General features: G+C 47.4%; 26 protein-coding genes, 1 pseudogene and 1 other annotated feature (1 of these 28 running past the window's edge). Of the genes and pseudogenes, 21 read left to right on the top strand and 6 right to left on the bottom strand.

What is annotated here, in order from left to right; translation table 11 throughout:
- Window positions 1–177: a binding site (T-box leader), on the top strand; it begins 82 nt to the left of the window's first position.
- 78 nt (window positions 178–255) lie between these two features.
- Window positions 256–1,943 (top strand): annotated as a pseudogene (locus ACQKPA_RS08055) (glutamine--tRNA ligase/YqeY domain fusion protein).
- A gap of 147 nt (window positions 1,944–2,090) precedes the next feature.
- On the opposite strand, the gene ACQKPA_RS08050 reads toward ACQKPA_RS08055, so the two are convergent.
- Window positions 2,091–2,954 (bottom strand): pentapeptide repeat-containing protein, encoded by an 864-nt coding sequence (locus ACQKPA_RS08050; protein ID WP_427491081.1) that lies wholly within the window; start codon window positions 2,952–2,954, stop codon window positions 2,091–2,093.
- A 415-nt stretch (window positions 2,955–3,369) separates the two neighbouring features.
- On the opposite strand from ACQKPA_RS08050, the gene ACQKPA_RS08045 reads away from it, so the two are divergent.
- The 15 genes from ACQKPA_RS08045 (at window position 3,370) to ACQKPA_RS07975 (ending at window position 17,158) form a co-directional block, all read left to right on the top strand.
- On the top strand, window positions 3,370–3,795 hold the full coding sequence (locus ACQKPA_RS08045; protein ID WP_427491079.1) for a DMT family transporter: 426 nt from the start codon (window positions 3,370–3,372) through the stop codon (window positions 3,793–3,795).
- Between the two features lie 52 nt (window positions 3,796–3,847).
- Window positions 3,848–4,549: a Crp/Fnr family transcriptional regulator gene (locus tag ACQKPA_RS08040; RefSeq protein ID WP_427491077.1), complete on the top strand. Its 702-nt coding sequence runs from the start codon at window positions 3,848–3,850 to the stop codon at window positions 4,547–4,549.
- A 39-nt stretch (window positions 4,550–4,588) separates the two neighbouring features.
- Window positions 4,589–5,047 carry a DMT family transporter gene (locus ACQKPA_RS08035; RefSeq protein WP_427491075.1) on the top strand — a complete coding sequence of 153 codons (459 nt, stop codon included), beginning with the start codon at window positions 4,589–4,591 and terminating at the stop codon, window positions 5,045–5,047.
- 33 nt (window positions 5,048–5,080) lie between these two features.
- Complete coding sequence (locus tag ACQKPA_RS08030; protein ID WP_427491073.1) at window positions 5,081–5,485, top strand: NUDIX hydrolase; 405 nt, start codon at window positions 5,081–5,083, stop codon at window positions 5,483–5,485.
- Between the two features lie 337 nt (window positions 5,486–5,822).
- Window positions 5,823–7,070: an MDR family MFS transporter gene (locus ACQKPA_RS08025; RefSeq protein ID WP_427491071.1), complete on the top strand. Its 1,248-nt coding sequence runs from the start codon at window positions 5,823–5,825 to the stop codon at window positions 7,068–7,070.
- A gap of 189 nt (window positions 7,071–7,259) precedes the next feature.
- Window positions 7,260–7,709, top strand: a complete 450-nt coding sequence (locus tag ACQKPA_RS08020; protein WP_427491700.1) for a DoxX family protein — start codon at window positions 7,260–7,262, stop codon at window positions 7,707–7,709.
- Between the two features lie 29 nt (window positions 7,710–7,738).
- A complete protein-coding gene (locus ACQKPA_RS08015; protein WP_427491069.1) occupies window positions 7,739–8,365 on the top strand; it encodes a TetR/AcrR family transcriptional regulator in 627 nt (208 codons plus the stop codon).
- Window positions 8,362–8,823, top strand: coding sequence for a DUF2269 family protein (locus tag ACQKPA_RS08010; protein ID WP_427491067.1), 462 nt, complete (start codon window positions 8,362–8,364; stop codon window positions 8,821–8,823). Before ACQKPA_RS08015 ends, ACQKPA_RS08010 begins: the two co-directional genes overlap by 4 nt.
- A 173-nt stretch (window positions 8,824–8,996) precedes the next feature.
- Window positions 8,997–11,504, top strand: a complete 2,508-nt coding sequence (locus tag ACQKPA_RS08005; protein ID WP_427491065.1) for a WG repeat-containing protein — start codon at window positions 8,997–8,999, stop codon at window positions 11,502–11,504.
- Window positions 11,505–11,614: 110 nt separating this feature from the next.
- Window positions 11,615–12,025 (top strand): hypothetical protein, encoded by a 411-nt coding sequence (locus tag ACQKPA_RS08000; RefSeq protein ID WP_427491063.1) that lies wholly within the window; start codon window positions 11,615–11,617, stop codon window positions 12,023–12,025.
- Window positions 12,026–12,050: 25 nt separating this feature from the next.
- Window positions 12,051–13,268 (top strand): MFS transporter, encoded by a 1,218-nt coding sequence (locus ACQKPA_RS07995; protein WP_427491061.1) that lies wholly within the window; start codon window positions 12,051–12,053, stop codon window positions 13,266–13,268.
- Between the two features lie 135 nt (window positions 13,269–13,403).
- Window positions 13,404–14,615, top strand: coding sequence for a Bcr/CflA family efflux MFS transporter (locus ACQKPA_RS07990; RefSeq protein ID WP_427491059.1), 1,212 nt, complete (start codon window positions 13,404–13,406; stop codon window positions 14,613–14,615).
- Window positions 14,616–14,742: 127 nt separating this feature from the next.
- Window positions 14,743–16,347 carry an alkaline phosphatase family protein gene (locus ACQKPA_RS07985; RefSeq protein ID WP_427491057.1) on the top strand — a complete coding sequence of 535 codons (1,605 nt, stop codon included), beginning with the start codon at window positions 14,743–14,745 and terminating at the stop codon, window positions 16,345–16,347.
- 218 nt (window positions 16,348–16,565) lie between these two features.
- A complete protein-coding gene (locus tag ACQKPA_RS07980) occupies window positions 16,566–16,871 on the top strand; it encodes a Dabb family protein (protein WP_427491055.1) in 306 nt (101 codons plus the stop codon).
- A gap of 14 nt (window positions 16,872–16,885) precedes the next feature.
- Complete coding sequence (locus ACQKPA_RS07975; protein WP_427491053.1) at window positions 16,886–17,158, top strand: hypothetical protein; 273 nt, start codon at window positions 16,886–16,888, stop codon at window positions 17,156–17,158.
- A gap of 13 nt (window positions 17,159–17,171) precedes the next feature.
- Here the strand turns inward: ACQKPA_RS07975 and ACQKPA_RS07970 are convergent, their stop codons facing one another.
- From ACQKPA_RS07970 to ACQKPA_RS07960, 3 genes are read right to left on the bottom strand one after another with little or no spacing between them, the layout of a single operon-like run.
- Window positions 17,172–18,254, bottom strand: a complete 1,083-nt coding sequence (locus tag ACQKPA_RS07970) for a Ger(x)C family spore germination protein (protein WP_427491051.1) — start codon at window positions 18,252–18,254, stop codon at window positions 17,172–17,174.
- The gene (locus ACQKPA_RS07965) at window positions 18,251–19,348 is read right to left on the bottom strand and encodes a GerAB/ArcD/ProY family transporter (protein ID WP_427491049.1); all 1,098 of its coding nucleotides are present in this window, start codon (window positions 19,346–19,348) and stop codon (window positions 18,251–18,253) included. The genes ACQKPA_RS07970 and ACQKPA_RS07965 overlap by 4 nt, the downstream gene beginning before the upstream one ends.
- A complete protein-coding gene (locus ACQKPA_RS07960; protein WP_427491047.1) occupies window positions 19,341–20,678 on the bottom strand; it encodes a spore germination protein in 1,338 nt (445 codons plus the stop codon). Before ACQKPA_RS07960 ends, ACQKPA_RS07965 begins: the two co-directional genes overlap by 8 nt.
- Window positions 20,679–20,829: 151 nt before the next feature.
- Here ACQKPA_RS07960 and ACQKPA_RS07955 point away from each other — a divergent pair, with 151 nt between their 5' ends.
- The gene (locus tag ACQKPA_RS07955) at window positions 20,830–21,489 is read left to right on the top strand and encodes an FMN-dependent NADH-azoreductase (RefSeq protein WP_427491045.1); all 660 of its coding nucleotides are present in this window, start codon (window positions 20,830–20,832) and stop codon (window positions 21,487–21,489) included.
- A gap of 67 nt (window positions 21,490–21,556) precedes the next feature.
- Here the strand turns inward: ACQKPA_RS07955 and ACQKPA_RS07950 are convergent, their stop codons facing one another.
- Window positions 21,557–22,954: a PLP-dependent aminotransferase family protein gene (locus ACQKPA_RS07950; RefSeq protein WP_427491043.1), complete on the bottom strand. Its 1,398-nt coding sequence runs from the start codon at window positions 22,952–22,954 to the stop codon at window positions 21,557–21,559.
- 132 nt (window positions 22,955–23,086) lie between these two features.
- Between ACQKPA_RS07950 and ACQKPA_RS07945 the strand changes: the two genes are divergently transcribed.
- Together ACQKPA_RS07945 and ACQKPA_RS07940 are read left to right on the top strand one after the other, a co-directional pair.
- Window positions 23,087–24,091 (top strand): DMT family transporter, encoded by a 1,005-nt coding sequence (locus ACQKPA_RS07945; protein ID WP_427491041.1) that lies wholly within the window; start codon window positions 23,087–23,089, stop codon window positions 24,089–24,091.
- Between the two features lie 63 nt (window positions 24,092–24,154).
- Complete coding sequence (locus ACQKPA_RS07940; protein WP_427491039.1) at window positions 24,155–24,505, top strand: DUF2512 family protein; 351 nt, start codon at window positions 24,155–24,157, stop codon at window positions 24,503–24,505.
- 87 nt (window positions 24,506–24,592) lie between these two features.
- On the opposite strand, the gene ACQKPA_RS07935 is transcribed toward ACQKPA_RS07940, so the two are convergent.
- Complete coding sequence (locus ACQKPA_RS07935) at window positions 24,593–25,105, bottom strand: DUF3231 family protein (RefSeq protein ID WP_427491037.1); 513 nt, start codon at window positions 25,103–25,105, stop codon at window positions 24,593–24,595.
- A gap of 187 nt (window positions 25,106–25,292) precedes the next feature.
- Between ACQKPA_RS07935 and ACQKPA_RS07930 the strand changes: the two genes are divergently transcribed.
- On the top strand, window positions 25,293–26,147 hold the full coding sequence (locus ACQKPA_RS07930) for a manganese catalase family protein (RefSeq protein ID WP_260067581.1): 855 nt from the start codon (window positions 25,293–25,295) through the stop codon (window positions 26,145–26,147).
- 184 nt (window positions 26,148–26,331) lie between these two features.
- Window positions 26,332–26,925 carry a DJ-1/PfpI family protein gene (locus tag ACQKPA_RS07925; RefSeq protein ID WP_427491035.1) on the top strand — a complete coding sequence of 198 codons (594 nt, stop codon included), beginning with the start codon at window positions 26,332–26,334 and terminating at the stop codon, window positions 26,923–26,925.
- Window positions 26,926–26,948 lie beyond the last annotated feature (23 nt).

The following is a 26,948-nucleotide window of genomic DNA, read 5'->3' as shown; positions in this document are numbered from 1 at the left end:
CATTGAAACAAGCCTCCGAGCGGCGCATCGGAACTTATGGATAAGGGATGGTGCGACAGGAGCTCCTGTTATAGAGCTAGGGTATAAGCGATCGCGTGATGGCCGTACCTGATGAGGCGGTATCGCGAGATATCGGCAAATAGGGGTGGCACCGCGAAACGTAATCTCGTCCCCAAGACTTATGTCTTGGAGACGGGATTTTTTTGTTTTTGACGGAAATAAGACAGATCAAACAACGTAAGGGAGGAGTTAGGTATGAGTGACGACAAGAACAAAGGAGAAGAAACGGTGGATTTCTTGACCAATATGATCTATGAGGATGTAGAGAACAGCGTATATAACAGGCCGGTGGCTACGCGATTTCCGCCGGAGCCTAACGGCTATCTGCACATCGGCAGCGCTTTGCGATTTACATCAATCATTCCATCGCCAGCCGGTTTCATGGAACATTCAATCTTCGGTTCGACGATACGAATCCACTGAAGGAAGATATCAAATATGTGCATGCGATTCAGGAGGATATCGAGTGGCTTGGACTTAAGCCAAACGTTTATTTTGGGTCGGATTATGCGGATCAAATCGCTAAAGCGGCCAAGAAACTCATTGCCAAAGGGAAGGCTTATGTCTGCGATCTCACACCCGAACAAATGACGGAATACCGCGGAACGCTGACCGAAGCCGGCATCAACAGCCCGTTTCGGGAGCGCAGCATTGAGGAGAATATGGCGTTATTTGAGCAAATGATCGCAGGAGCATTCCAAACGTCGGAAAAAGTACTCCGAGCCAAAATCGATATGTCTTCCCCCAACATGAACCTGAGAGATCCCGTCCTGTATCGTATCATTCATGCGGAGCATTACCGTACGGGAAGAACGTGGTGTGTATATCCGATGTACGATTTCGCCCATCCGATCCAGGATTGGATCGAAGGAATTACTCATTCGCTATGCTCAGCCGAATTCAAAGATCATCGACCGTTATACGAGTGGGTGCTTACGGAGCTGGAAGTGACGGAGCCTCCGAAGCAGCGGGAATTCGGAAGATTGAATATCTCGGGATACGTAACGAGCAAGCGATACCTGAGGGAATTGGTGGAGGGTGGCTTTGTCGACGGATGGGATGACCCCAGACTGCCGACGTTGAAAGGATTACGGCGGCGAGGCGTGACACCTGAGGGCATTCGGCGTTTTCTGGGCGAACTCGGGGTGTTTCGCGGCAACAGCCTGGTGGACTCGGGCATGCTCGATCATTATATCCGTCAAGACTTGAAGGAACGGCGTTATAACGCAATGGCTGTCATGAAGCCGCTGAAGGTGATCATCACGAATCTTTCAGAAGATTGCACCGAGATGCTCGCCATACCGAATCATGAAAATGATGATACGTTGGGTGAGCGGGAGGTTGCTTTTTCACGGGAGCTGTACATCGAGCGAGAGGACTTTATGGAGGAGCCCGTTCCTGGATTTCACCGGTTATCTCCTGGCAAGGAAGTGCGTTTGAAAGGAGCCTACTTCATCAAATGCGAACATGTCGTGAAAGATCCAGCCACGGGAGACATCATGGAGATCCACTGCACGTATGATCCATTAACGAAGAGCGGGAGCGGATTTCATGAGCGGAAGGTGAAAGCAACGCTGCATTGGGTGTCTGCGAAGCACGGGATCCCGGCGGAAATTCACTTGTACGATAAATTGTTGAAGGATTCTGCTGAGTTATCGGAATCGGATAATATCTGGGAGGAGCTCATTAATCCTGATTCATTGATTCGGGTCGAAAACGCCATATTGGAGCCTTCCATGCAGGAGGCGGCGATGAACCGAACATACCAATTCATCAGGCACGGCTATTTCTGCGTGGATTCCAAGTATACAACTGAGCACAAGCTGGTATTTAACCGCATCGTTTCGCTGAAGGATTCATGGAAGAAGGCTACTAAGAACTAAAGCAATCGATCCTTGCAACTGAAGCGCATAAAGTCGTTGAGTATAGAGGGTCGACCAACATCAAGTAGCCGGTAGCGAGCGAGCTACCGGCTACTCCTTTGTGGCGGTCTTGGTCAATTATTAGGTATTATATCTATTCATTGAGCGTTAACGCGTCCAATGTTCCGGTCGAGATAAGGATGGAGGCAGTTTGGTGCTGGCGTCACCTTTCGCCGCGTTAACCTGGAATTGAGTAAGGAAGAGGCTGGTCGCCAGATTGGCTCCCCTGAGGTCTGCGTCCCTGAAATCGGCACCGATCAGATCGGCAGCCCGCAGATCGGCTCCTCTGAGGTCCGCGGCAATGAGATAAGCTCCTCTCAGATTGGCGTATCTTAGGTCTGCTCCTTTAAGTTTTGCTCCCATCAGGTCAGCACCGCGCCCCCCGATCTTTTGACGCACGGGCGGTCCTTTATGCTTCTTACGGGCATCATCCCGCACTAGCTCACTGGTTCGAAGGAGCAGTTGATTCACTTCTGCACGATGAGCTGCCACATCCAGGCGCAACAGGGATTCGGGAGAGAGCTGAGTCAGCCGCCGCGTCTCTTCCAGCGATAATCTCAGATCAGTATGAATGTCTTGAGCCGGTTGCAAAGCCAGGGCTTCGTTCAGATACCATAACAGCTCGTGAAGCTGTCGCATGATTGGGAATACGTCAAACATTTCTTTTGCCGTCTCAGGAGCCTGCCGCCAGTCGCGACCGTTATAAGTACCCTGTGAAACCATTTGGCCTGCTCCGAAGCAGTCGTATACGGTGCAGCCTCTCATACCTCGCTGTCTCAAGCTGCTGTGCACGCCGCAGCGGAAGTCGGTTTGTAGGTGGTTACAAGGGGTTCCGCCGTCTTTGTCCATGGCAAAATCCGTTGAAGCGGCGAAGGGTAAGGCAACGCAGCATAATCCAAAGCAGCGTTCGCAATCCGCTTGTAATTCTAATCCGCCCTGTTCATCGGGGACTTGTTCTTGTTTGTCTAGCATAACGTTAGAGGAGCTCCTTCCAAGTCGGTGTTACGTCAATAAAGTGACATCTAGTTATATTTTAAAACAAAATGATCATAGAGTCATAGATGCAATCTTGGTTTAAACTGTTTTATACCATGGATCATCGGCCCTCCACGCTAACCGCATGTTACTGGTTCGGCTGTAAGCGACATGGGCATCCTGAATACGTATAAGTCACGGCATCGTGACAATCTCTTAAGCTGCCAAGGAAATTCCGGCAGCTTTTTTTTGTATGTTACATGCCAAGCCAACCGATAGTATATAATGAAATTCGTGTCTTTGGTTATCGCTTTATTTGGAATTTCCTTCATTTCAGGACATATGTCCTTTCCTGAGTTTGGGGAGTTCACTTTTAATAGTATACAGACCTATAGAAGAAGGAGTATGTATCGTGAGAGGAATCTTATTTGCATTCATTGGCGGTGCCTGCATTACGCTGCAAGGGGTGGCCAATGCCCGGATTAGCCAGGATATGGGCACCTGGCAAGCTGCAACAGTTACGCAGTTGACCGGATTTATTATGGCCTTCATTATTCTTCTGTTCGTCCGCGACGGAAGCAGACAAGGATTTGGACAAGTGAAGCCGCTCTATCTAGTCGGAGGAGCCTTGGGGGCACCCATTATATTCAGTGAGGTGACAGCGATTCAGAACATCGGTGTTACATTAACGATATCCGTGTTATTGATCGCCCAGTTATTCTTAACGTTCCTGATTGACAGCAACGGATGGTTCGGCGTGGTGAAGAAGAGAATGAGCTTGCCTCAATTCATCGGGATTGGGATGATGATTGCCGGTGTCGTGATTATCAAATTATGATATGGAAGCGAGCGGTTCATTAGATGGAGTGTCCGGGAAAGGAGAGAGGGACGTGAAGGAAATTCATAATGTGGAGCTCCTGCAGCATTTGTTGCTGAGTAACAAAATCAAGTCCGTATTTCACGATGATTTAATGCCTTATCTGGTGTTATATCACTTCGATCAGGGCGACATCGTCTGCACGCAAGGCGAGCCGGCTGAAATGCTGTATGTCCTGGTTCAAGGGAAGATTAAAATCTTCACGACCTCCGCGGAAGGCAAAGCGCTTGTTCTATCTTTCAAAACACCGCTTGAGGTGATCGGAGATATCGAGTACATTCAGGGCAAACCGTTGATCAATACGGTACAGGCCATATCATCTGTTTATATGATCGGCGTGCATTATCGCTGGCTTCGCAAATACGGACAGGAGCATCCGCCGCTGCTTCAATTTTTGCTGCGGATCATTACGCGGAAGTTTTATATTAAATCCAATTTCTTGAGTTTTAATTTGCTGCATCCGGTTGAGGTGCGACTGGCCAGCTATCTATTATCCGTATCTGATGAAGAGTCAGGCACGTTCGCTGCCAACGACCCGGCCGCATACAATCTGACGGATATCGCGAATCTGCTCGGCACCAGCTACCGGCATTTAAACCGGGTGATTCTGAAATTCAGTCAAGAAGGGCTGATCGAGCGCCGCAAGGGGTTCATTCTGATTAAAGATCGGGAAGCGTTGACGAGTGTAGCGGGAGGCAACATCTACGAAGAATGACGCTTGGTGAGGATGAAACATGAAGTAAGGAGATGGAACATGTTAGCAGGATTGGTATTGGCACTAATCGCGGGATCATTGGTTAGTTTGCAGAACATATTCAATAATAGAGTGAATGAGAAAACAGGCTCCTGGTCTACAACGACGTTGGTGTTAGGCATGGGCTTCGTCGCTTCGTTTGCCATGAGTCTTGTTGTAGAAGGCAAAGGGACGTTCTCCCTTCATAACATGGAGCCTTGGTACTGGATTAGCGGGTTGATTGGGGTCGGCGTGGTGATTTGCCTGGTGCAGGCGACAAGGCTGCTGGGTGCCACCTTCGCCATTTCGATTGTCATGACCTCGCAGCTCGGTTTTGCGTTGTTGTGGGACTCCTTGGGATGGTTAGGGTTAGAGAAGGTTCCGTTTACCATGAATCAGCTGATCGGTGTTCTTGTGATTGTCGGGGGGATTCTGGTATTTAAATTAGGCGGGAAACGGGAACAACAAGAAACGGCTTAGCGTTAAGCTTATCTGATGAGGGGAGGAATCCATATGATAACCGAGATTGACAAAATCGCCTGGATCCACATCGCGGAAGGACGCATATTGGGCGCTCGTTCCAAAGGAAAGGATACGTACTACTTGCCGGGAGGAAAGCGAGAACCCGGGGAATCCGATATCGATACGCTGTTGCGGGAAATCAAGGAGGAGCTGTCCGTTCGTATCAAACCGGAGACCGCGGCGCATGCTGGCAGCTTCCGTGCTGGCGCTCACGGCAAATCGGAGGGGGTTCGAGTAACGATGTCCTGTTACACGGCGGAGTATGAAGGAGAGCTAAGCCCGGCTTCGGAAATTGAAGAGTTGGCTTGGCTAACGTATAAGGATCGGGAACGTGTCTCTGAGGTCTGCCAGATGATCTTCGATCATCTGCATGAATTGAAGAAGCTGGCTGATTAAGTCCCGTTGGAGAAGCAGTCTGCATCCAGGGTGCGGAACCTGATGAGTATATTCTATTTCCATACTGGTTCAACGGAAGGATAATTCAATACTTCCATGAACCGAAAAAAGACGCTCCCACGGGAGCGTCTTTTCATATATGGAACAAATGTTCGTTTTATGGGTCATCTAAATTGAATCGGACGATATTCAGCTTTCATATTATTAGTATAGCTCAGCGCTTAATATAAGTCTATATTTTGCCAGGGAAATGTTTTATAGTTTGTAATACCCGGCCGGGAGACGTGGTATAACGTAAGTTATTTTGTGCTGTTGCGACATAGAGAGAGGGAGTCTTGTGCAAATTCGATTATGGAATAATAACTTAAAGGTTCGATTATTGGGTGAAGCGCTGTTTAATATGCTGTTTTGGATGTACTTTCCCTTCATAACGGTTTATTTCGGAGCGGCTTTAGGCAACCATATCGCGGGAATCCTCATGACGGTTCCGCCGATATTCAGCATCATCGGCAGCTTGCTCGGCGGCGCTTTAGCCGATCGGCTAGGACGCCGCCCCATCATGCTGCTTGGCGCCTCGCTGCAGACGGTCATGTTTGCGCTGTTCGCGCTGTCGCCTTCGCACTGGATCGATTATGCCGCTTTTATCGGCATCGGATTCGGGGGCGCCATCTATAGGCCTGCCAGCTCAGCGATGGTAGCCGATCTGGTTCCGGTGGAAGAACGACGGCAGGTATTTGCAACGTTTATGACGGCGAACAACTTGGGAGCCGTGCTTGGTCCGGCGCTTGGGGCCATTTTCTTTTTTCAGTATCGGCAAGAGCTTCTGTGGTCTTGTTCCTTCGTCTTACTGATCTATTTTATCGCGATTTACTTCATCGTTCAGGAAACCCTGCCGGCCCCTGCAAAACGCACGAAGCCGACAGGTTCGATACTTCAGGTATTCAAGGAACAGTGGAAGGGATATGGCGTCATTTTTCGAGATAAGGTGTTTTTGGTGTACATATTGGCGGGGGTTTTTGCCCTTGTAGCCATCATGCAGCTGGATCTGTATTTGGCTGTATATGTGATCGATTATGTACCATCCCAGGCGCTGTTCTCATGGAACGGACATTCGCTTATGCTTTCGAGCACGGAGATATTAGGGTGGGTGCTGGGGCTCAACGGTCTTTTGTTCGTTCTCTTTATTCTCCCTGTCACCAAGTGGTTTCGGAATTGGAAGGAGCGTGACGTATTCGTACTGTCTTCCCTGTTATCCGGAGTAGGCACTTTTGCACTCGGGCTGAACACGAACATCTGGTTCCTATTCTTCGTAACCATTATTTTCACTTTCGGAGAAATGATTCGTTCACCGGTGACGCAGAGCTTTATCAGCCGCTATGCTCCGGAGCATGCAAGAGGACAGTATATGGGAGCTGACAGCCTACAGTTTACGATCGGAAGATTTCTGGCACCGGTGACGGTCTTTCTGTCCACTTGGCTGCCGCCTATGGGTATATTCAGCATTATCTTACTATCGGCATTCATCAGTGTGGTGCTGTATATCCTGCTATTTCGAATGTATGTAGAAGAAAAAGACGCAGCATAGCAGGCCTATGATATGAGAGCACAAAATAGGGCAAGCCCGGTTGTAACGCAGCCGCACGCTTGCTCTCTTTTTTAATGAGATACTGAACGAGCCTGAAGCCTTTCAAGGAATAAATTTGGATTTCATATTTACAAACCGATGGTCGGTATATATAATGGAGTTACGAATATCGGAAGGTTGGTGAGGTTGATGATACCCTTTGTCGCCATGTTGGTTTCGTTTCTTTTGTTTCGGACGCTGGGCTTCGCAGGCTGGGAGTATGTGAATGACTGGGTCATTTCGCTCAGGTTTTCGGTTGCCGTTCTGTTTCTGGTAACAGCTTCAGCCCACTGGGGAAAACGAAGAGCCGATCTGATCGCCATGATCCCGCCGGGAGTACCGAATGCCCCGTTCATGGTTACCGTCACCGGGCTGCTGGAGATTGCGGGCGCTATTCTAATCCTTATTCCGGCTACCACAGCCTTGGCATCTGCAGGTCTGGCCCTAATGCTGATAGCCATGTTTCCTGCCAATGTATACGCAGCGAATCACCATTTGTCACTCGGCGGAAAGCCGGTCACTCCAATCGTGCCGAGAACGTTTCTCCAAATCGTGTTCCTGGCAGCGGTTCTCATGGCGGGATGGTTACCACATGGGTAATCCATTTATCATTAAGGAGGAGTTCATTGATGAAGCAGGAAGAAAGGCGAGAGCAAACCAAGCGAATTCTGCTTGAAGCCACGGAAGACTTGATTAGGGAGCAAGGCTGCAGCCAAACCACTCTTAATGACATCATGAAGCGTTCCGGTTTATCTAAAGGCGCCATATTTCATTATGTTTCAAGCAAGGATGAGTTGTTTGTGCACGTATTACGAGCGAAACTTGCCGAGCAGAACGAACAGTTCATGAGCGAAGTGAACAAGCAAGGGGACTTCAAACAGTTTGACGGACCGATGAATACCATTACCAACAGCATGTCGAGACTGGAAAGTCGTGATGATGTCAGCAACCTGATCTTCATGTACCTGATTGGCAAAAGCGATCAGCCCGAAATCGCCGACATTGTGGCTGGCTTCTATAGGGAAGCGACAGCAACGTCGAAGCAATGGATTGTTACAGGCCAGGAAGCAGGGGTTATACCGGAATCCATTGATGCAGAACGGACCGCCGAGTTGTTCGAGCTGTTGTCGTTCGGACTGCGGATGCGGGGGCTTATCGGTGTAAACAGTCATGTATTCAGCACGAAGGATTATGCGGATTTCATCATCGATATTCTCCGGCCCGGTCACCGGAAAGAGGGGAAGGATGGCGTATGACGCTGTGGTTGTTTCTGCACATCGCCGGATGTGTGTTATTCCTCGGCAATATCATTACGGCGGCATTCTGGAAAGTAAGAGCGGACCTGAAAGGGGATCCGACCGAAGTCTATAATACGGTTAAAAATGTCATGTTAGCTGATCTGGTATTTACCCTGCCGGGTTTGCTGATGATCATCATTTCAGGGGGGGTGATGGCTGTTCAAGCCGGATATGCAATGGGCGAAATGAACTGGCTGATGGCCTCATTAATTCTGTTTGGCGTTACGGGAATCCTGTGGGCTGGTTTTTTAATTCCGCTGCAAAAAGGGATGATTCGGCATAGTAAACAATCCATGAGGGATGGGGTCATTTCAGCCGATTATAAAAGAGCATCGGCGTATTGGGCGGTAGGCGGGACGATAGCCACGCTGCTGCCGGTCGTTATTTTGTATTTCATGGTCAGTAAGCCATTTTAAACGAAGAGAACGATCTGATTGCCTAACGTGATCAGGTCGTTTTTGATTTACGGTCATCCGACAATGGAAATATAGGGCTTAAGAAGTGCCGTCCTCCCCGCCTTCAGGTGCATATTTGACCATCGTCTGCATACGATTAGGCGAGAAAGCTCTGAACAAGGGAGGATGTCCAAATGTCCGTTAATGATCAGGAGCTGGCACAAATAGCTATGACCTATCTGCCACAAGGTGCTGAACTTGTAAGAATCGATAAGCTTGTCGAACATCCCGCAGTTATCGCAGCTGACGTCACGGGAGATCACATGCCAGAGATTGCCGGTGTGTCCCGGTTCAATGAAGCACTTTATTTATTTGTGCTGCAGTACCGCAATGGCGGATATGAGGTCGTTGCCAACGTTTTGGGGCAGGGATATGGGGTTACTTTATTGACGGCGGCCCCTGTGTTGCACCCAGGTAGGAACCAATTAATCGTAGGTTGGCAGCTCGGCTCCATCTGGTCAAAATTGTCGATATACGCCTGGACGCCAGAGGGCCTTCAAGATATCGCGCCTGCTGATATATATTACAGTTATATCGATATCGCGGATATGCCGGGTGCTTCGGGTCCGGATGGTCAGGCTGAAATCGCGCTTTGGATTCACGATACAGGCGAAGCTTATCGAGTCGAGGTCGTTAGGTGGAGCCAGGGGGCCTTAGTCACTGCACCGGATGCATATCCCTATTATTTCCCTGTCGTTGTAAGGTACTACGAGAGACTGACGCAAGAACATCCGGATTATTCTTATTATTGGTATTACCTCGCGGATGCACAATATCGGGCCGGAATGCTGGAAGCGGCCCTTGTATCGGTCCGCAAAGCGCTTACGTTCGCAGAACCCTACCCGGCGCGTGAAACGCTGCTTGAACTTGAGAAACGGATCAAGGAGATACTGGCAAGCAGAGGGCAGTCTCAGCAGCATGTCGGGTTATTTCCGGCATCCGTGAAGACAACCGACGGAACGAAGTGGGGATACATTGATCGCAGCGGAAGTATGGTCATTAGGCCGAAGTATGATGATGCACAGGATTTTCAGGACAATGGTCTCGCGATGGTAGGCGTGAACGGTAAGTATGGCCTCGTCGACAGGTCTGACCGTTTTGTAGTGAAGCCTATATATCAGTCCATCAGCCCGTTCTCGGAGCATCGAGCGACCGTGATCGATGAACAAGGTTTTAAGATGATTAACGAACAAGGAGTAGTTCTGACACGACAAGGATATCCGTATATGGCAGAGCTTAAAGAAGGAAGGGCGGTTTATTATGTAACCGATAATGGCAGTGGCGATGGCGCGAACAGCAGATACGGCTATTTAGATTCCGCAGGCCAAGAGGTAATCCCGGCGCAATATGAGGAAGCGAATGATTTTGTCGATGGCAAAGCCGTTGTGAAAATACAAGATCGTCATTACGCGCTCATTGATCTCCATGGCCGCCGATTAGCGAATTATCCATTCGCCTACGTCGGACCGCCCGGCGATGGCTTGCTTGCTTTTCAGAAGGATAGCACTGGCAAATACGGCTATATCGACGAGCAGGGGAACATCGTCATTCCGCCGACCTATACTTCGGCATTTCCTTTTCATCATGACAGAGCCATCGTCAACACAGCTGAAGATTACAAGTCGAAGTATGGCGTCATAAATAGGCAGGGCGAGTGGGTAATCCAGCCGGAATATAACGATATTCGGGATTTGAATGAAGACCGGTTTGCGCTTGGACGTGCGATACATCCTACGCAGCCGTATATCGGCTCGATCTATGCCATTGCAGATTGGGATGGTAAGAGGTTATCTGATTTTGTATACCGTGAAGTATCGGAATACAAGCGCGGATTGGCCTCCGTTTACGATGCAAAACAGACGTATTTTATTGATCGAACAGGCAAACCTGCTCCGGGATATCCCCGATTGAACGGCAGCGGTTCGCTCACACTGGAACCAGGCGGAATAATTAAGGCTTTGGTCGATCAGAGGCTGTCTTACCTAGACCGGTCGGGTCACGTCATCTGGAAGCAGAACACGGTGATTCCGCTGCAGCCACCTTATAAGATAATGGAAGAAAAGTACAAACCCAATCCGGATTACTTGGTCTACTATCCACAGATCGAAGGTATGAGGGACCAGGCGGCTCAGCAAACGCTGAATACGAAACTTAAAGAAATGTCACAGGTGAAATTCATTCCTGAGAATCAACAGCTTGATTACACGTATACAGGCGATTTTGAGGTCATTTTCTACAAGCAGAAGCTCCTCGAACTAGAGTTGAACGGGTATAACTATCCCTTCGGTGCCGCACATGGCATGCCAACCAAAGTTTACGCCGTGATCAACCTGGACAACGGCAGGATGTATGAATTGAAGGACTTGTTTAAGCCAGGCAGCGCTTATGTGAAGGAGCTCAGCCTTATCGTTGGCAAGCAGATTCAAGAGGATCCGCAGTATTCGTACGTATTCCCGGATAGCTATAAGGGAATTGCAGCAAACCAGCCCTTCTATGTAACCGAGGACGCGTTACATCTGGTGTTTGCACCGTATGAGATCGCCCCTTACGCAGCAGGTTTTCCGACGTTCACGATTCCTTTTGCACAGATCAAGGACATGATCCATACCGAAGGGGAGTTCTGGAAGGCGTTTCATTCCTAACCTTCTATCTTTTAGATTGAAGCCGTGCCGAATCTTTTCATATGGCGGAACAAGTATTAGAATAGATAAAAACTCCCCATACATACGCAGCTGAGCTAGGAGGTTTGGTTATGGCAGATGGTGTTACAGGCAAACAAGATTTCGTTATAACATGCGCTGAGGATTGCGGGAACGCACCGAAGAAGGAGCTGCTGAAGAAACTCCACATCGCTTTGGCTGGCATGGATGGACAATTTATGAATGAGAATTTCACGGATGGGATTCAGCTGAATTACGTTGGGGAACGAATCGTTCAAGGGAAGGATCAAGTGATTGAATCGTTATGTCAGGTGAAGTATGGCAAGACATCCGAACTGCATATTCATCATCTGATAACACATGGCAGCACCGGCGCAGCGGAAGGAATCCTTGTATTCGATGACCGGAAGCGCCTGGCATTTTGTAACGTGTATCGGTTCAGCAGCGGTAAAGCTGCCAAAATTAAGGAGATCACTTCCTATACAATCCCATTGCCTGAATGATCACAGCAAAGAAAGGACACTTTAGGTGGTAACTTTTTTTCTTCTTATTATTTATTTGGCCTTTATTAGTTTAGGGCTTCCAGACTCCTTGCTTGGGGTCGCCTGGCCGGCCATGCAGCCGGAGATCGGCGCTGCCTTCGAATCCGCAGGGCTGCTATCCATGGTCGTAACCGGAGGCACGATTGTATCCAGCCTGGTCAGCGGAAGTTTGATTGAACGCTTCGGGACAGGTATCGTTACGTTAGTCAGCTGTTTGTTGACGGCGAGTGCGCTCCTCGGCTTTTCGTTTGCGCCATCGCTGTTCTGGCTGATTTTGCTGGCGATTCCGCTTGGATTAGGCGCAGGGGCAGTCGATTCGGGCTTGAACAATTACGTGGCGAACCATTATAAGGCCCATCATATGAGCTGGCTGCACTGCTTCTGGGGCGTAGGCGCAACGTTAGGACCCGTCATCATGTCCTATTCCATGGGGACCAACGATGCATGGAGAGACGGATATTATACCGTATCGATGCTGCAATTCGTGCTGGTTTTCATCCTCCTGCTCACGCTTCCTCTCTGGAGGATCGTGGCGGGCAAACACCAGCCCCAAGGCATGGAGGAACTTCATACGAGAAACGAATTAACGAACGGTGATGAAGCTGCCGCACGCAAACAAGGAAACCCGCTTCAAATTAAAGGGGTTAAGTTTACTTTGATGGCCTTCTTGTTCTACTGCGGAGCGGAAATGACCGTCGGTTTATGGGGAGCGAGCTTTCTGGTCGGGACCAGAGATTTGCCGTTAGAAACAGCAGCAGTGTGGGTTTCCATGTATTATGGAGGCATCACGATCGGCCGATTCATTACCGGATTCGTAACGCTGAAGTTCAACAACCTCACGCTTATCCGGGCCGGGCAGATGACGGCCATTGCAGGGGCCATCCTGTTATTGCTGCCGCTGCATCCCTATTTGTCCCTAATCGGGTTGGTTGTCATCGGACTCGGGCTTGCGCCTATATTTCCTTGTTTGCTGCATGAAACGCCGGCCCGCTTCGGCAGAGCCCACTCATCCAGAATCATGGGCTATCAGATGGCTGTAGCCTATACGGGTACCACGATACTGCCTCCGCTGTTTGGCATCGTTGCGGCCCAAATATCGATAGGTTTGTTCCCTGTCTTCATTCTATTGTTTGCCGTGATGATGCTGCTGAGCTCCGAGAAAGTTAACCGTATCCTTTATCAAAACGGGAAGAGCGCGGTTTGATTAGAACCGGGCTCTTCTTTTGTCCGGAATTACACGTATACCGTATAAAACTTGCGGGCGCACTATTCTATTTTGGACAAACCTGATACATTATATGAATACAAAAAAATAGTAAAGTAGAGGTGTTTGACACATATGCTTCATAACCCGACAGGAAAAGAACGCCTCGGATTAGCCTTGCTTCTCAGCTTGCTTGGCATATTAGGACCGTTCAATATCGACATGTATTTGCCGAGCTTTCCCGACATTGCCGATGATTTAAGCGCGCGGGCATCGCTCGTACAGCTTAGCTTGACATCCTGTCTGATCGGCCTTGCGGCTGGCCAAATCATTGTCGGACCGATCAGCGATGCGCAAGGAAGAAGAAAACCGCTGCTCATATCGCTTGCCTTGTTTGCCCTTTCTTCCTTATTCTGTGCATTGGCACCCGATATTACGACCCTTATCATCGCCAGATTCTTGCAGGGATTTACGGCAGCTGCCGGCCTTGTCATCTCGCGCGCCGTAGTAAGGGATGTGTTCAGCGGTCGCGAGCTCACGAAGTTTTTTGCCTTATTGTCCGTCATTAATGCGGTTGCCCCCATGGTTGCACCGATGTCCGGTGGAGCCATTTTGCTTTTGCCAGGTGCAAGCTGGTATTCGATCTTTTATTTTTTAAGCTTGTTCGGTGCCGTCATCGTATTGATCGTCGCTATTCGGTTGAAGGAAACCTTGCCGCGGGAGAGAAGAACGCCAAGCTCCCTTACCCATTCCGTACGTACGATGGGAAGCCTGTTCAAAGATCGATCCTTTATCGGATATGCGTTGACAGTAGGCTTTATTCACGGAGGAAGCTTTGCTTACGTTTCGGGGACGCCGTTTGTATACCAAGGAATTTACGGTGTGTCGCCGCAGGTATTTAGCGTGCTGTTCGGAATCAATGGAATCGCCATTATTTCGGGGAGCTTTATCATTGGCCGCTTTGGCGGCATCATCCATGAGCGGAATTTGCTTCGAATCGGGGTCATCGTCTCCGTAAGTGCAACCTGCCTGCTCCTGATCATGACGATGCTCAAAGGGCCTCTCGCGATCATTGTCATCTTGATCTTTATGTATATGGTTACAATCGGCATGGTAGCTACCAGCACATTTACGCTGGCCATGGAGAAGCAAGGTCATCGAGCAGGAAGCGCAAGTGCTGTCATTGGTTTGCTGCCCTTGATGCTTGGTTCGATTGTGTCACCGCTGGTCGGTATTGACGAATCCACAGCCGTGCCGATGGGAGCCATATTGTTCTTCACTTCCGTGCTGGGAGCGGCATCGTTCTTCAAATTGACGAAACCACAGGGGAGTCCAGTGGAAAGCTGATAATGTGATTGGTGAGAGGGCGTCAGCCCCTCTCTTTGTTGACATGCATGCATGAGGAAATATGCAAAATATCCCTCGAATGACATTCCCATCTCCGTGACAAAATGTAATAAGGTGGTGAATGGGAATGCAGATAAAGAGAATTATAATCGTAATGCTGTCGCTTGTATTGATCACAATTATGGGCTGCCAGCATCAAAAACCTGCCGAACAGGATTTGCTGCGGGTTAAATCCGAACAAGGGGCCACACGTAAGAAAGTCATATTCTTGATGGTCGACTCACTCATGGCACAGGCGATCGATAAGGGCATTTCACAAAAGCAGCTGTCCACCATTCAGTATTTGATTGAACAGGGACAATACCATAAGGATCTGGTCAGCTCATTTCCTACGATGTCCGTTACGATTGACAGCACGATGTTAACCGGGAAAAATCCGAATGACCATGGTATACCGGGTCTCCTATGGTACTCGTCTGACGATAAAAAAATGATCAACTACGGTACTGGACCGATGGAAATCCTCAGACAAGGCATCAATCCGGTCCTGACCGATGCATTAATCCATTTGAACGGGAAACATTTAAACTCGAATTCACGAACGCTCTATGAAGATTTAGCCCGTGTTGGCTTGAAATCAGGATCGATTAACGGCTTGATATATAGGGGAGCGACCGAGCATACGCTGACGATACCGGATTGGATTCAAGGTCCGACATCATTGCAGAAAACAATAAAAGTTAAGGGACCGGATTTTCTAACTTTGGGAGCCTTGTCTAATCCCTTAGAAGGTACGGAGAATTTGCCTGATAATCTCACCGACCGGATGGGGCTAAACAATAAGTATGCAATAGAAGCTTTGAACTATTTGGTTCAAGCGAACAAGCTGCCGGATTTTATGTATGTTTATTTACCGGATATGGACCAGGAGCTTCATAAGAAGGGTCCGTCTTCGCTTGAAGGAGTCAAAAAGCTGGATCAGCAGCTCCAATCCGTATTGAATTCTTTCGGTTCGCGGGAAAAAGCGTTAAATGAAGCTATTTTCGTCATTGCCGGGGACAGCGGAATGACACAGCTTCTTCCAGCGAATCAGCGTTCAGTGATTGATATGCCAGCTATGCTGAGAGGCATCTCCGTTCTAAAGCCGGGCGAAGAGGTGAAAGCTGAAACCGAGGTCGCCCTTGCAGTCAATGAAACGATGGCTTATGTATATAATTTCAAACCCAGTCGTTCCCTGCGAAGTTTGGCGGAAATTCTGAGCAAGGATGACCGCATCGATTTTGTTGCTTGGAAAGAAAACGAATGGATTCATGTCCTTCAGGGCTCCACTTTGAAAGAACTCCGATATAAGGCGAAAGGGAACCTGATCGATCGCTATAAACAAACGTGGACCGTGAAGCAGGATCCCGAGGTGCTGGACCTTACATTAAATGCCGATCATCGAACCTTGAATTACGGACAGTATCCCGATGTGCTGGAGAGGTTGTCCGGTTCGCTGAATTCTCATAAAGGAAAATTTTTGGTCGTGACGGCTAAACCGGGATACGAATTGGCAGACCGAAGTTCACCAACACATGAGGGGGGCGGGGGCCATGGCTCGCTCCGACGAACCGAGTCCCTTGTCCCGCTAATCATTGTTGGAACTAACGAAAAGCCTGAGCATCTACGAATGGTTGATCTAAAAGGCTATTTACTCGATCTGCTGACAAATCACGTTCAGAAAACAAAATAATTTGCAGAGGCTATACCGTCATGTTCTATGACTTTGCCAGTGTAGTGTGGTTTGCTGGATTTTAGGCGCTTTTTTCCGATTCTTATGGAAAAGGGTGCCTTTTTCATAGCGATTTATTTGACTTTTGCCGTTATAATATGATGTAACCCTAGCCACAGCACTTCTAGCTGTACAAGATGATCCACCCTATATGAATCTATAAAGGAGCTGTATTTAATATGACGACCAATCGAATCATTCATTCCGTTATTTTTTCGCTTAAACATGAGAAAGGCTCAGCGGAGGAGCAGCGCTTCCTGGAGGATGGACGATCTGCCCTCAGCACGATTCCAACGGTTCAAGACTTTAAGATATTCAAGCAAATCAGTCCTAAAAATACATATGATTTCGGCTTCTCGATGGTGTTTGAGAACGAAGCCGATTATGAAGCCTATAATGAGCACCCGCAGCATGTTGACTTCGTCGAGAAACGCTGGAAGAAGGAAGTCGAACAATTTTTGGAGATCGATTACAGCGAAGTGTAGAAGGATCAATCCACATGAATACCACGGTAATGGAGGGACAACATATTGAATCAAACAGAGGGGTGCACCGTTATCCCGACGAACGCTCTTTTGGGTCTGGCGCAGAGTTTGGAGAACAAGCCGGACAGATCTATCAACAGCTGCTTGAGAGCGGGATTATTGTGCGAAATGCTACAGGTTGGGGCTCCCGCACCATATCCGTATTTTTCAGTCGGTACAGCGGAAGAAAATCAAGTACTGCTCGAGTCATTAGGGGAAATAATTGCCAATCCCAATTAACGGTCTGAACAGATACCTGATCTACAAGTTTTTGAGATTACCCCGGTTCTCAATTGAAGTGGTTACACTTAGTTTGAAATCCAGATAAGGATAATATTCTGAACGCCAATCTTCCAATTGTTCACGGGTCAGAAGATTTCTGAAATATTGACCCAAAGCCAATATATCGGCTTGATCGGATTGCGTTTTTTTAAACATCTTATCCAGTCGATCGGCGAGCAACTCCTCTAATTTCTCGTTGATTTCCTGTTCCGTCGGATGCCCTTTGGAATCCAGGATGGTGACCTTCAGCCTGAGATGACTCCTTAGATAAGCTCTGTTATTTCGTACCCAGCTTTTATGTGAGAGTTTGTTACTGATTATCTGAACGGTGGCGCCGTCCATAACTTCGATCTTTCCATTAGCGCTTCGTCCGCGAAAGGTGTTAACAACCAGGGTTTCATCGGGACTAATTCGTCCTGTCATCTTTCCTTCTCTTATAATAGCAGAACCTTGAGATTCAATATGCGTTGTTTTTCCGGCTCGAATTATGGGCACAATCACATCATGTGTATAGGAATGAATGCTTCTGAACATCTGCCAAATTCGGCTATCCGCCAGCTGAGGATTCCAACCGGAATTCTTTTCGAAAAAGGCATATAATATGCTACCGCTCAACTCTGACTTGGTTTTCAATTCCGCAAAGAATTGCTCCATTTCCTGATCACAAATGGCAATTAAGGTTTTTGCGGAGATATCTCTTGATCGATTAAAGGCGGATATGATATCCTCCATGCCAGTTTGTGCAATTTTTGTATCCACAATGACGACTTTCAAATGAAGAAGATCCACCTGAGATTCGATATCCATACTAATATGATCGATAATTTGGTTAATGGTATCCCCTGTTTCCGAAACAATCGTGACCGTGTCTGAATCACTGGTCGCCGGGATATCGAGAAAAATCTTGTATTGGTTCTGCTCCGTTAATGATATTCCCATAATGACAGGGAGAGAGCGGTGATTGATATCTTTGTTGTCCCAACATCCATTGAGTAGGGTAACCAGGATGATCAAAGCGTTTAGAAGCTTGGGGGAGAATCGAACGGTGGACCGACTTTTCATTCTGTCACCTCCGCTTTACGGTTTGATTTGCGTTTGAGCCGCCATCCGAAAATAAACGTGAGTAGAGGGATGGCAAGGAAGTTGTAAAGTCTAATAGGTATAATCCAGATCTGCACATGTTCCAGAGAGTCCCAGTTTGGTATGGCGATGGAAATGGTATACAAGCCGATAGTCAGCCCTATTAATAAGTAAGGATCGCGAATGTAGGGAACGGCCCGCTTTGAAAGCGTAACAAGGCCCCACAAAGTAAGTCCAAGGTAAAGTAAAGCAAAGGACATTAGACTTAAAAAGAAAAGAATCGTGATCCGATCAAACATCAACCAAGTGACCCTTACGGTATCAATCGTCATAAGTACCGGGAATTCATAAAGCTTGGCGGTGGCATGACCGAAAGTCAGCAATGGAAGATACGCAGCGACTAGAAACATCGGGAGCAGCAGCAAACCGCCAAGCATCATTTTTTTTATGCTAATATGAACCGCGGACGGTAATAATCCTAAAAAAAAGAACCCGCCAGCATAGACAAACAAACTCACCTGAAAGTTCACGTTCGTTATAAACCCAAAAGATTGATTGTGCTCAATCAAAGGCAACAGATAGTACCAGTCTACATTTTGAAAAGATAGACAAAGTACGAATAGAATGGGTAAGGTGAACAGGATAACCAGCAGGACGGAGGTTCTAGCGATGCTGGCGATTCCTTGCCAAGCCATCAGAAATGCAATCAAGATGAATAACAGCATGATGGCCCACACGGGTGTAGTGGACAAGAAAACCAGTGTGATCATTTCGGAATAGGCGCGAATGGTTATTGTAAAAGCAATAATCATGTAAACAAACGCAGGTAGAAGCAGGGTCCAAGCTATCACCTTGCCGGCGCTCCGAAAGATATCCATTACATTTTGGTGGGATGCCATTTGCAAGCCTTTTAAATACAGGAAGATTGCAATCATATGCAGCACATAACTCAACAGGATTCCGATCCAATGTCCTGTTTCCATACCTCCAAACAGGTCTGAGGGATAAAGAAAAAAGATAAGCCCCATATGACTGACAAGATATATCATTGTAGCTTGAAGGCCGCTTTTATCCATTACGTTCATCCTTTGGGTTCAAATTGGGCCATGACAGATAAGGAATCCCCATGCTGCTTTGATGCGCCAGATAGGCGCACATAATGACGATGCCTGAAAGTAAACCCAATAAGCCATATATAGCGGATAAGACGATTAGTAAATACTTGAATACTCGAATGGCTACAGAATTCTGAAATCCGACCACGGCGGAGGAAGCAATCGTTGTCCCGGCCAGAACAATAATGAGCAAATTACTAACTAACTTGGCGGATACCGCAGCTTGACCAAGAATGATCCCGCCTACCATCGTAATGGTTGGTCCGACGCTTTTAGGAAGGCGTACGCTGGCTTCAAGTATGAGCTCCAGGACAATGAGAAGAAGCAAGGTTTCGATAATGGCAGGATAGGGGACATCCTGCCGGCTTTTTGCAATGGATAATGCAAGTTCGAGCCGTAAAACTTCCGGATTTATGGATACGAGAGCGACGTAGAGTCCGGGAATAATGGTTGCGATTAATACGGCCAGGATACGCAGCAACCGGATAAGCACCATAAAGGGAAACGGGTAATTGTGGTCGTCCTTCATGCAAAACATATCGAAGATAAGGCTTGGGAGAATGATGGCAAAGGGTAATCGGTCGAGCATCAGAACCACCTTGCCTTGATTTAAGGCAAGCAACGCGTTTTGAGGAAGTTCGGTCACATTGAATTTCGCTATAAATGTCCAACGATTTGAACCCATAAGAAGACTTTCCATTTGCTGTAGATTGTGAACGTCATTGTGTAAACCAGCTTCGATCTTTTTTTGAAGCTTTTGTAACAGAGAAGGATTAACCCATTTATCCAAATAGATCAACAATAACATATTAGGCTGGCTCGTTCCAACGGTATAGGATTGTACTTTTAAGCCGGGTCCATTACAGTGTTTACGAAGGATGCCGATATTGGTATTAATATCCTCGATGAAAGAGATGCCAGAGCCAAACAATGTAGTCTCGGTTTCCGGTGCACCGACTGAACGAATAATGTTCTTGGAGACGGGAAGAACGATACAGCAAGTTCCCGATAAGGGTTCGAAAATGATCAGGTTTCCTTTCAGGATGTCAGGAACGATGGACTCCAGTTTGGCTTCAACCAGTTCTCCGAGTGTCTTCAGCATCGAAGCCGGAGCCTGGGAGGAATCCATCATATTGACGGTTTGGGTATGAAGCAAAGCGATGGTTTGGGGCAGATCAATTAAGGAACCCAAGCCGATCATTTGCACATGATATTGCAGTATTTCAATTTCAACATTAAAAAAATCGGAGTTTTCTTTGAAAACCGAAGCCAGACTTTGTTTGAGATTCATACAATCACTCCCCGCAATACTTGATTTAGTTATCATTTCCATTTCATTCGTTGGTTTATGCATCAAGAAGTTTAGGGATATGGAGCGATGTCACAAATGATGTTCCTTATTTGTCTTAGTTCATGAAAAAGAAAATAAGGAGAGAGAAAATATGGAGAAAATACTCATTATTAATGCCCACCCTATGGTAGATGGAGTAACTTCTGTCAGCTTGCAGGTTTTACATCATTTTCTAGGGGAGTATACAAGACTAAACCCTTCCGGAATTGTGGGACAGATCGATTTGTACCGTGACCCTGTACCTGCAATCGACCAAACGGTTCTGGAGGCACGGAGGAAGCAAGCGAGTGGAGAGAGTCTTAACGAAGAGGAGCAACAGCTAACGGACCGCATGTCCGCCATTCTAGAGCAATTTAAGGCGGCCCGGAAATATGTTATCGTAATGCCGATGCACAATTTCAACGTTCCTTCCAAGCTTAAAGATTATATCGATAACATCCTCATTGCACGAGAGACATTCCAATATACGGAGAAGGGTTCGGAAGGTTTGCTAACCGATGCCCGCAGTCTGCTGGTCATACAGGCAAGCGACGCTATTTATACAAATAACGATTGGTATACCGAGGTGGAATATTCGCATAAATACCTTAAATCCATGTTTAACTTTATGGGGGTAAAGGATTATCAGATCATCCGGGCACAAGGAAATGCATTTTTCGATAGGGATCAAGTTCTGGGACAGGCATTTCAGGAAGCCGAAGAAGCTGCGAAACGTCTTGCAGGTAAGAAGGTTGAGACATCAAGTAAGTAAGGGTAGATAGTGTCCTGCTCTGTATATCAATTAAACAAGGCTGCCAACATGGCAGCCTTTCCTTCGTTCATTCAAAGTGGCCCTGCTCCTTCAAATAGATGAGCAGTAACGCCATGTTTTCGCGGATCTCATCAGGATTCAGATGACCGTAACCCAAAAGCAGCTTGTTTACATGCATGCCCTTCTGAATACTGTGATACTCCACAGGCATAATGCGTATTCTGTTTAACCGGCTCTTTTCTCTGAATGACTCATCAAAATGAATTCCGGGAAACTCAACGGCAAGATGCAGTCCTGCCGCATCTCCCCAGGGGTGCCAGGCCTCCCCGAAACACTCTTCGAGTGATGATAGAAGCACCTCTCTACGCTCACCATATAATCTCCGCATTTTCCTAATATGTCTATCAAATTTTCGAGTATGTAAAAACTCAGCCAGTGCTGCTTGCTCAAACGGCGGATTCTGAACATCCGTATAAGTGCGGAGAAAACGCCAGCGCTGCTGAAGCTTAGGTGGAAGTATCGCATAACCAATTCGAAGAGCAGGAAAGAGTACTTTACTAAATGTACCGATGTAGATTACCCGCTCCGAATCCATGGCATATAACGGCGATACCGGATCGCCATAATACCGGAATTCGCTGTCATAATCATCCTCGATAATATAGCTTTGGTTCTCCCTTGCGAAACGGATTAACGCGGCACGTCGGTCAGCGGGCAGGATTCCGCCTAGAGGAAATTGATGTGAAGGCGTGATATAGACGGGTGAAGATGGTTTTCCTTTCAGCTTGTCTGGCTGTATTCCATGTTCATCCACTGAAATAGGCTGGACGATGTAGCCTTTATTAATAAATGTCTGCAGCATCTCGATGTTGCAGGGGTCTTCAACCATAATTTCCATTCCATCCTCATGCAACAAGTCAGCAATGACGTGCAGTGCATGGGTAGCTCCTGCCGTTATAAAGACGTCCTGAGGATCTACGGAGAGCCCTTTGCTCCTGTAAAGCCATGAAACGATTTCCATGCGCAGTCGCGGCAATCCTTGGGGACCAGTATAACCTAGCAGCTCAGGAGGCATTTCGCTTAATGTTTTCTGCGAGATCTGCTGCCACAGATACCGTGGAAATTGCCTTAATTCGGGCTGGCCCGTCCGGAAATCAACTAAAAAAGAAAGGGGTGTCTCTACGCGCTTTGGCGGTTCTTCGACTGGAGGGTCATCCAGAGACAAACCTTCGGCAATCCGGGTCGGGGCTCCCTGGCGGCTCACGACAAAGCCTTCGACGAGCAGCATCTCAATAGCTTCATTTACGGTGTTTCGTGATACATGCAGCACATTTGCCAAAACACGAGTAGATGGCAGTGCTTCACCTGCCTTGAGTTTCCCGTTAATAATCTGGTCCCGGACGGCAAGATAAATCTGGCGTTTTAGCGGAATTTCGCTGCTCCGCTGCAGTTCAATTCCCCACATTAGGGCATGACCTCCAACTGGTCTGTATAAATTCTAGTTTTACTGGCTCTTTATCCATACCAGTTCACACTCTATGATTGTAGCATATATCAATGTCTATTAATCCTAAGATGATTTGGGGGATGTGATCGTTTGGAGCGTTGGAAAGGGATGTTGTATCTGTTGGGTGCATTTTCACTTGCGGGCACCTCGGTTATTACCGGTTGGTTTTTGAACGAAAGATTAGGGGTTTTCACCATTACTGCAGTCAGCTTGTTCTTTGCGCTTCTGTGTTTGCTGCCTCTGTGTCTGAGGAATCTAATGAAGACGGTCCGTCGTTTATCGAAAAGAGAGTGGAGGATTCTATTCTTCCAGGCGTTATTTGGAATGTTTCTGTTTCGGATGTTTTTACTATACGGCCTACTACATACAAGTTCTGCTGAAGCTGGAATATTAACGGGTGCCACGCCTGCCTTTACCGTAATTCTGGCCGGCTTGCTGCTGAAAGAATCGATGGACCGCACCAAGCTAGTGGGTGTTCTAAGCACGGTGGGAGGAGTTATCGTTATCCAGGGGTTATTTTCATCGGATCTTTCATTTTCCATTCATCATGTATGGGGTAACGCGCTAGTCCTCTGCGCAGCAGCGAGTGAATCTTACTTTAACATCCTGTCACGGATCAGTTCAGTCAAGCAAAACACGACATACCATCAGACTATTCATCCTATAGTCCAAACGACATTGGTCTCTGCACTGGCCCTCTTGCTCTGCATGGTTCCTGCATGGTTTGAGAACCCCGCAGCTTCACTATCAGCGATCGGACTAAAAGAGTGGCTGGCTCTGGTTTGGTATGGACCTATTGTAACGGCGCTGGCTTTTATTTGTTGGTATGCCGGCATCAAGCGGTGCCAAGCATCAACGGCCGCAGCTTTTTCGGGGATGATGCCGTTTACCGCTTTAATGCTCTCGGTCATCCTATTAAAGGAATCGGCCGGCTGGGAGCAGTGGTGCGGGGGACTCCTGGTCATTATAGGTATGATTCTGATTGGGAGAAATCAAGTGCAAACCGGTAAATTGTCCATGCAGCCTGTCTCTGACCATGGAATGATTTCTGGAGTTCGGAATGAACGAATGGATATAGACAGTGGGAAATGTTGAACGGATAAAATTGGGTAATAAATGATAAGCGGGATAACATTAAGGATAAGGAGAGTGATCCGGATGGAGAAATTACTAGTTAAGCTTCTGGTGCATGGCGTCATGATAACGGCAATCCTAGTCGGTCTATCGAATGCTACGTTTGCATCAGCGGTTATTGCTGCTTTGGGTATCGGCATTGTTGCTTATCTGGTGGGTGATCTTTTGATTTTGCCGAGGACGAATAACATGATGGCTACCATTGGAGATGCGGGACTGGTATTCGTCATGCTGTGGATTATCAGCGAATCGGCGAACTGGACGTTGAGCTTACCGGGGATCCTGCTGATTACGGTGTTAGCCGGTATCTTTGAATATTTCTACCACATGTGGCTTCTTCGGGACCATGAGCCTGTTCAAAAACAACGGGCTTAATTAGGGCAAGGTCAATTTGTGATTATCAAATTTCTTTTAGAAAAAACACTCTGATCTCATCGAAGATCAGAGTGTTTTTTGCTTTAGCTATTTTTCCTCAGGTCTCTTGATTTGAAGAGGAGGAGGAATAAGCCAGCCTTTTTCCTTGTTCATCTGAAGGATCCGCACACCCAGTGCCGTCTTGGTGAGATGATATTTAGCGAATAAAGCTCCAATATCCTCCCGTATGGACATCCCCATGGTTTTACTGCATGATACAAGTCCGAGTGATGTATCTGCAGCGATTTTGGCAGCAATTTCAGGATCCGTGAATCTTGCGCCTACTGGAATATCCTCAAGTTTGGCCGGGGGTCTTTCCGGAAGTCCCGGTGCAGGGGCAATTCCGTTATCTGTAAGCAGTTCATCACATTCCTTAATCTCCAGTTTTGCTTGATCCAACAGATCTTTTAGCATTTTTTTTAGATCTTTATCGCCTGCGTGATTCATATAAGCCTCGTAGCATGAAACCATGCCTTTTGCCATCATGGACGTTTCCCATACACTGAAGATCTCTCCATAATGCATAGGTTCATCCTTTGGATTACCGCTTAGAATTCCCAAGTTGTTCTCTCCTTTTTTGTTTAATACAAACAGAGTCATTATGCGCAGGAGAGTACCTTTTAATTCTTTCGAGGTAGGGCAACAGGAAATTGCAGGAAATCATTGTCTGAAGCTACGGATGCATGGAAAATCCGTCATAAACACAAACTGGATTCGTGACAATATTGAGGAGACGGGAGGAAATTACATGTATTTTTACAAAGAGGATCTGATCAATCTGATCGTTCCGGATAAACCCGATCCGGCAGCTGCAAAAGTGTTGCAGGAAACATTAGGCGGCCGATTCGGCGAAATGCGGACGTTGATGCAGTTCTTTTTCCAAAGCAACAATTTCAGAGGGAACGCAACTCAATACCGCGACTTGATCCGTGGCGTTTTTTTGGAGGAGATAAGCCATGTCGAGTTGGTTCAACATACAATCAACCAGCTGCTGACCGGCGCGGGTGCAGAAGGAGCAGGTAATTCCGGAACGGACGGCGCGCCGCTGAATGAAGCGATTAAGCATGCGAATCCGCATCATTTTATCATGGGAGCGCAAAGTTCATTGCCAGTTGATGCCGCAGGAAACCCATGGCAGGGAAATTACGTGTACGATCACGGAAATTTGGTTAGTAATTTACTCGATAATGTCGTGCTCGAATCCACGGGAGTACTTCAAAAAACGCGGATCTATGAGATGAGCACAAACAAAACCTTCCGTGAGACGTTGGCTTTCCTGATTGTACGGGATAATGCGCATCAAAATGCATTTGCCAAAGCGCTGGAGACGCTGGGCGTTGAATGGGGTAAAATATTCCCTGTTCCGAATTATGACATCCATAAATATCCGGAGTGTCAAAAATACGTAGATATGGGCTTCCATAACGCACAATTCAACTTCAGGCTGGATGATACGCGAATCGGCGAAATCTTTAGCGGTCAAACTCCAAGCAGAAATGGCGGAGAGCTGCAAGTGGTTCAACCTCCGGAGGGGTTCCCGTTGCCTGTGATGCCTGAGCTGGCCAACGAGCATGCACCTGGGTTATACGATTTAAATCAGTAATTCATCTGTTTGGATATGCAGGCTATTGAACCAAGATAGGCAGTCATCGGACTGCTTTTTTTGGTTGTTTTTATTTGTTTATCTGTTGAAGTTAGAGATAAGTATAGTTATGATAGAACACAATCCGAAAGATCGGGATATCTTTAAGATCATATAGAGAGACAAGGACGGGGGAGGATGGCTTTTGAAGAAAGTGCTTTTGTTGTTGGCGGATGGATTTGAAGCTGTGGAAGCGAGTGTATTTACGGATGTACTGGGGTGGAACAACCTGGAGGGAGACGGGACAACCCAGGTAGTGACCGCGGGACTGCATGACAGATTGAAATGCACGTGGAATTTTACCGTCATTCCCGAGGTCACGCTGGACTCGGTGAAGGTGGAGGATTACGATGCCCTGGCGATTCCTGGCGGGTTCGAGGAAGCGGGGTTTTATAACGATGGATATGACCCCAGGTTCTCCAAGATCATTCGGGAATTTCATGAGCAGGGCAAGTGGATTGCCACGATCTGCGTTGCAGCTCTTACGCTTGGCAAAGCCGGCGTGCTGGAGGGACGAAAAGCCACGACGTATGATCACCCGACCAGCATCAGAAAATCGCAGCTGCGGGAATTCGGTGCCCATGTCGTGGATGAGCAGATCGTTGTGGATGGAAACCTGATCACTTCATGTAACCCGGCAACGGCTTTTGATGTGGCATTCACTTTACTGGAAAAGCTGACATCCTTGGAAAATACCCTGCATGTGAAAGAGCTTATGGGATTTACAAGGAAATCATGATTAGAGACTAAATGGATTTTAAG

Source organism: Paenibacillus sp. NPDC093718 (genome assembly GCF_050279985.1).
GTDB lineage: Bacteria > Bacillota > Bacilli > Paenibacillales > Paenibacillaceae > Paenibacillus_AQ.
The sequence above is the reverse complement of the archived record's forward strand: the minus strand, read 5'-3'. Positions and strand labels throughout refer to the sequence as shown.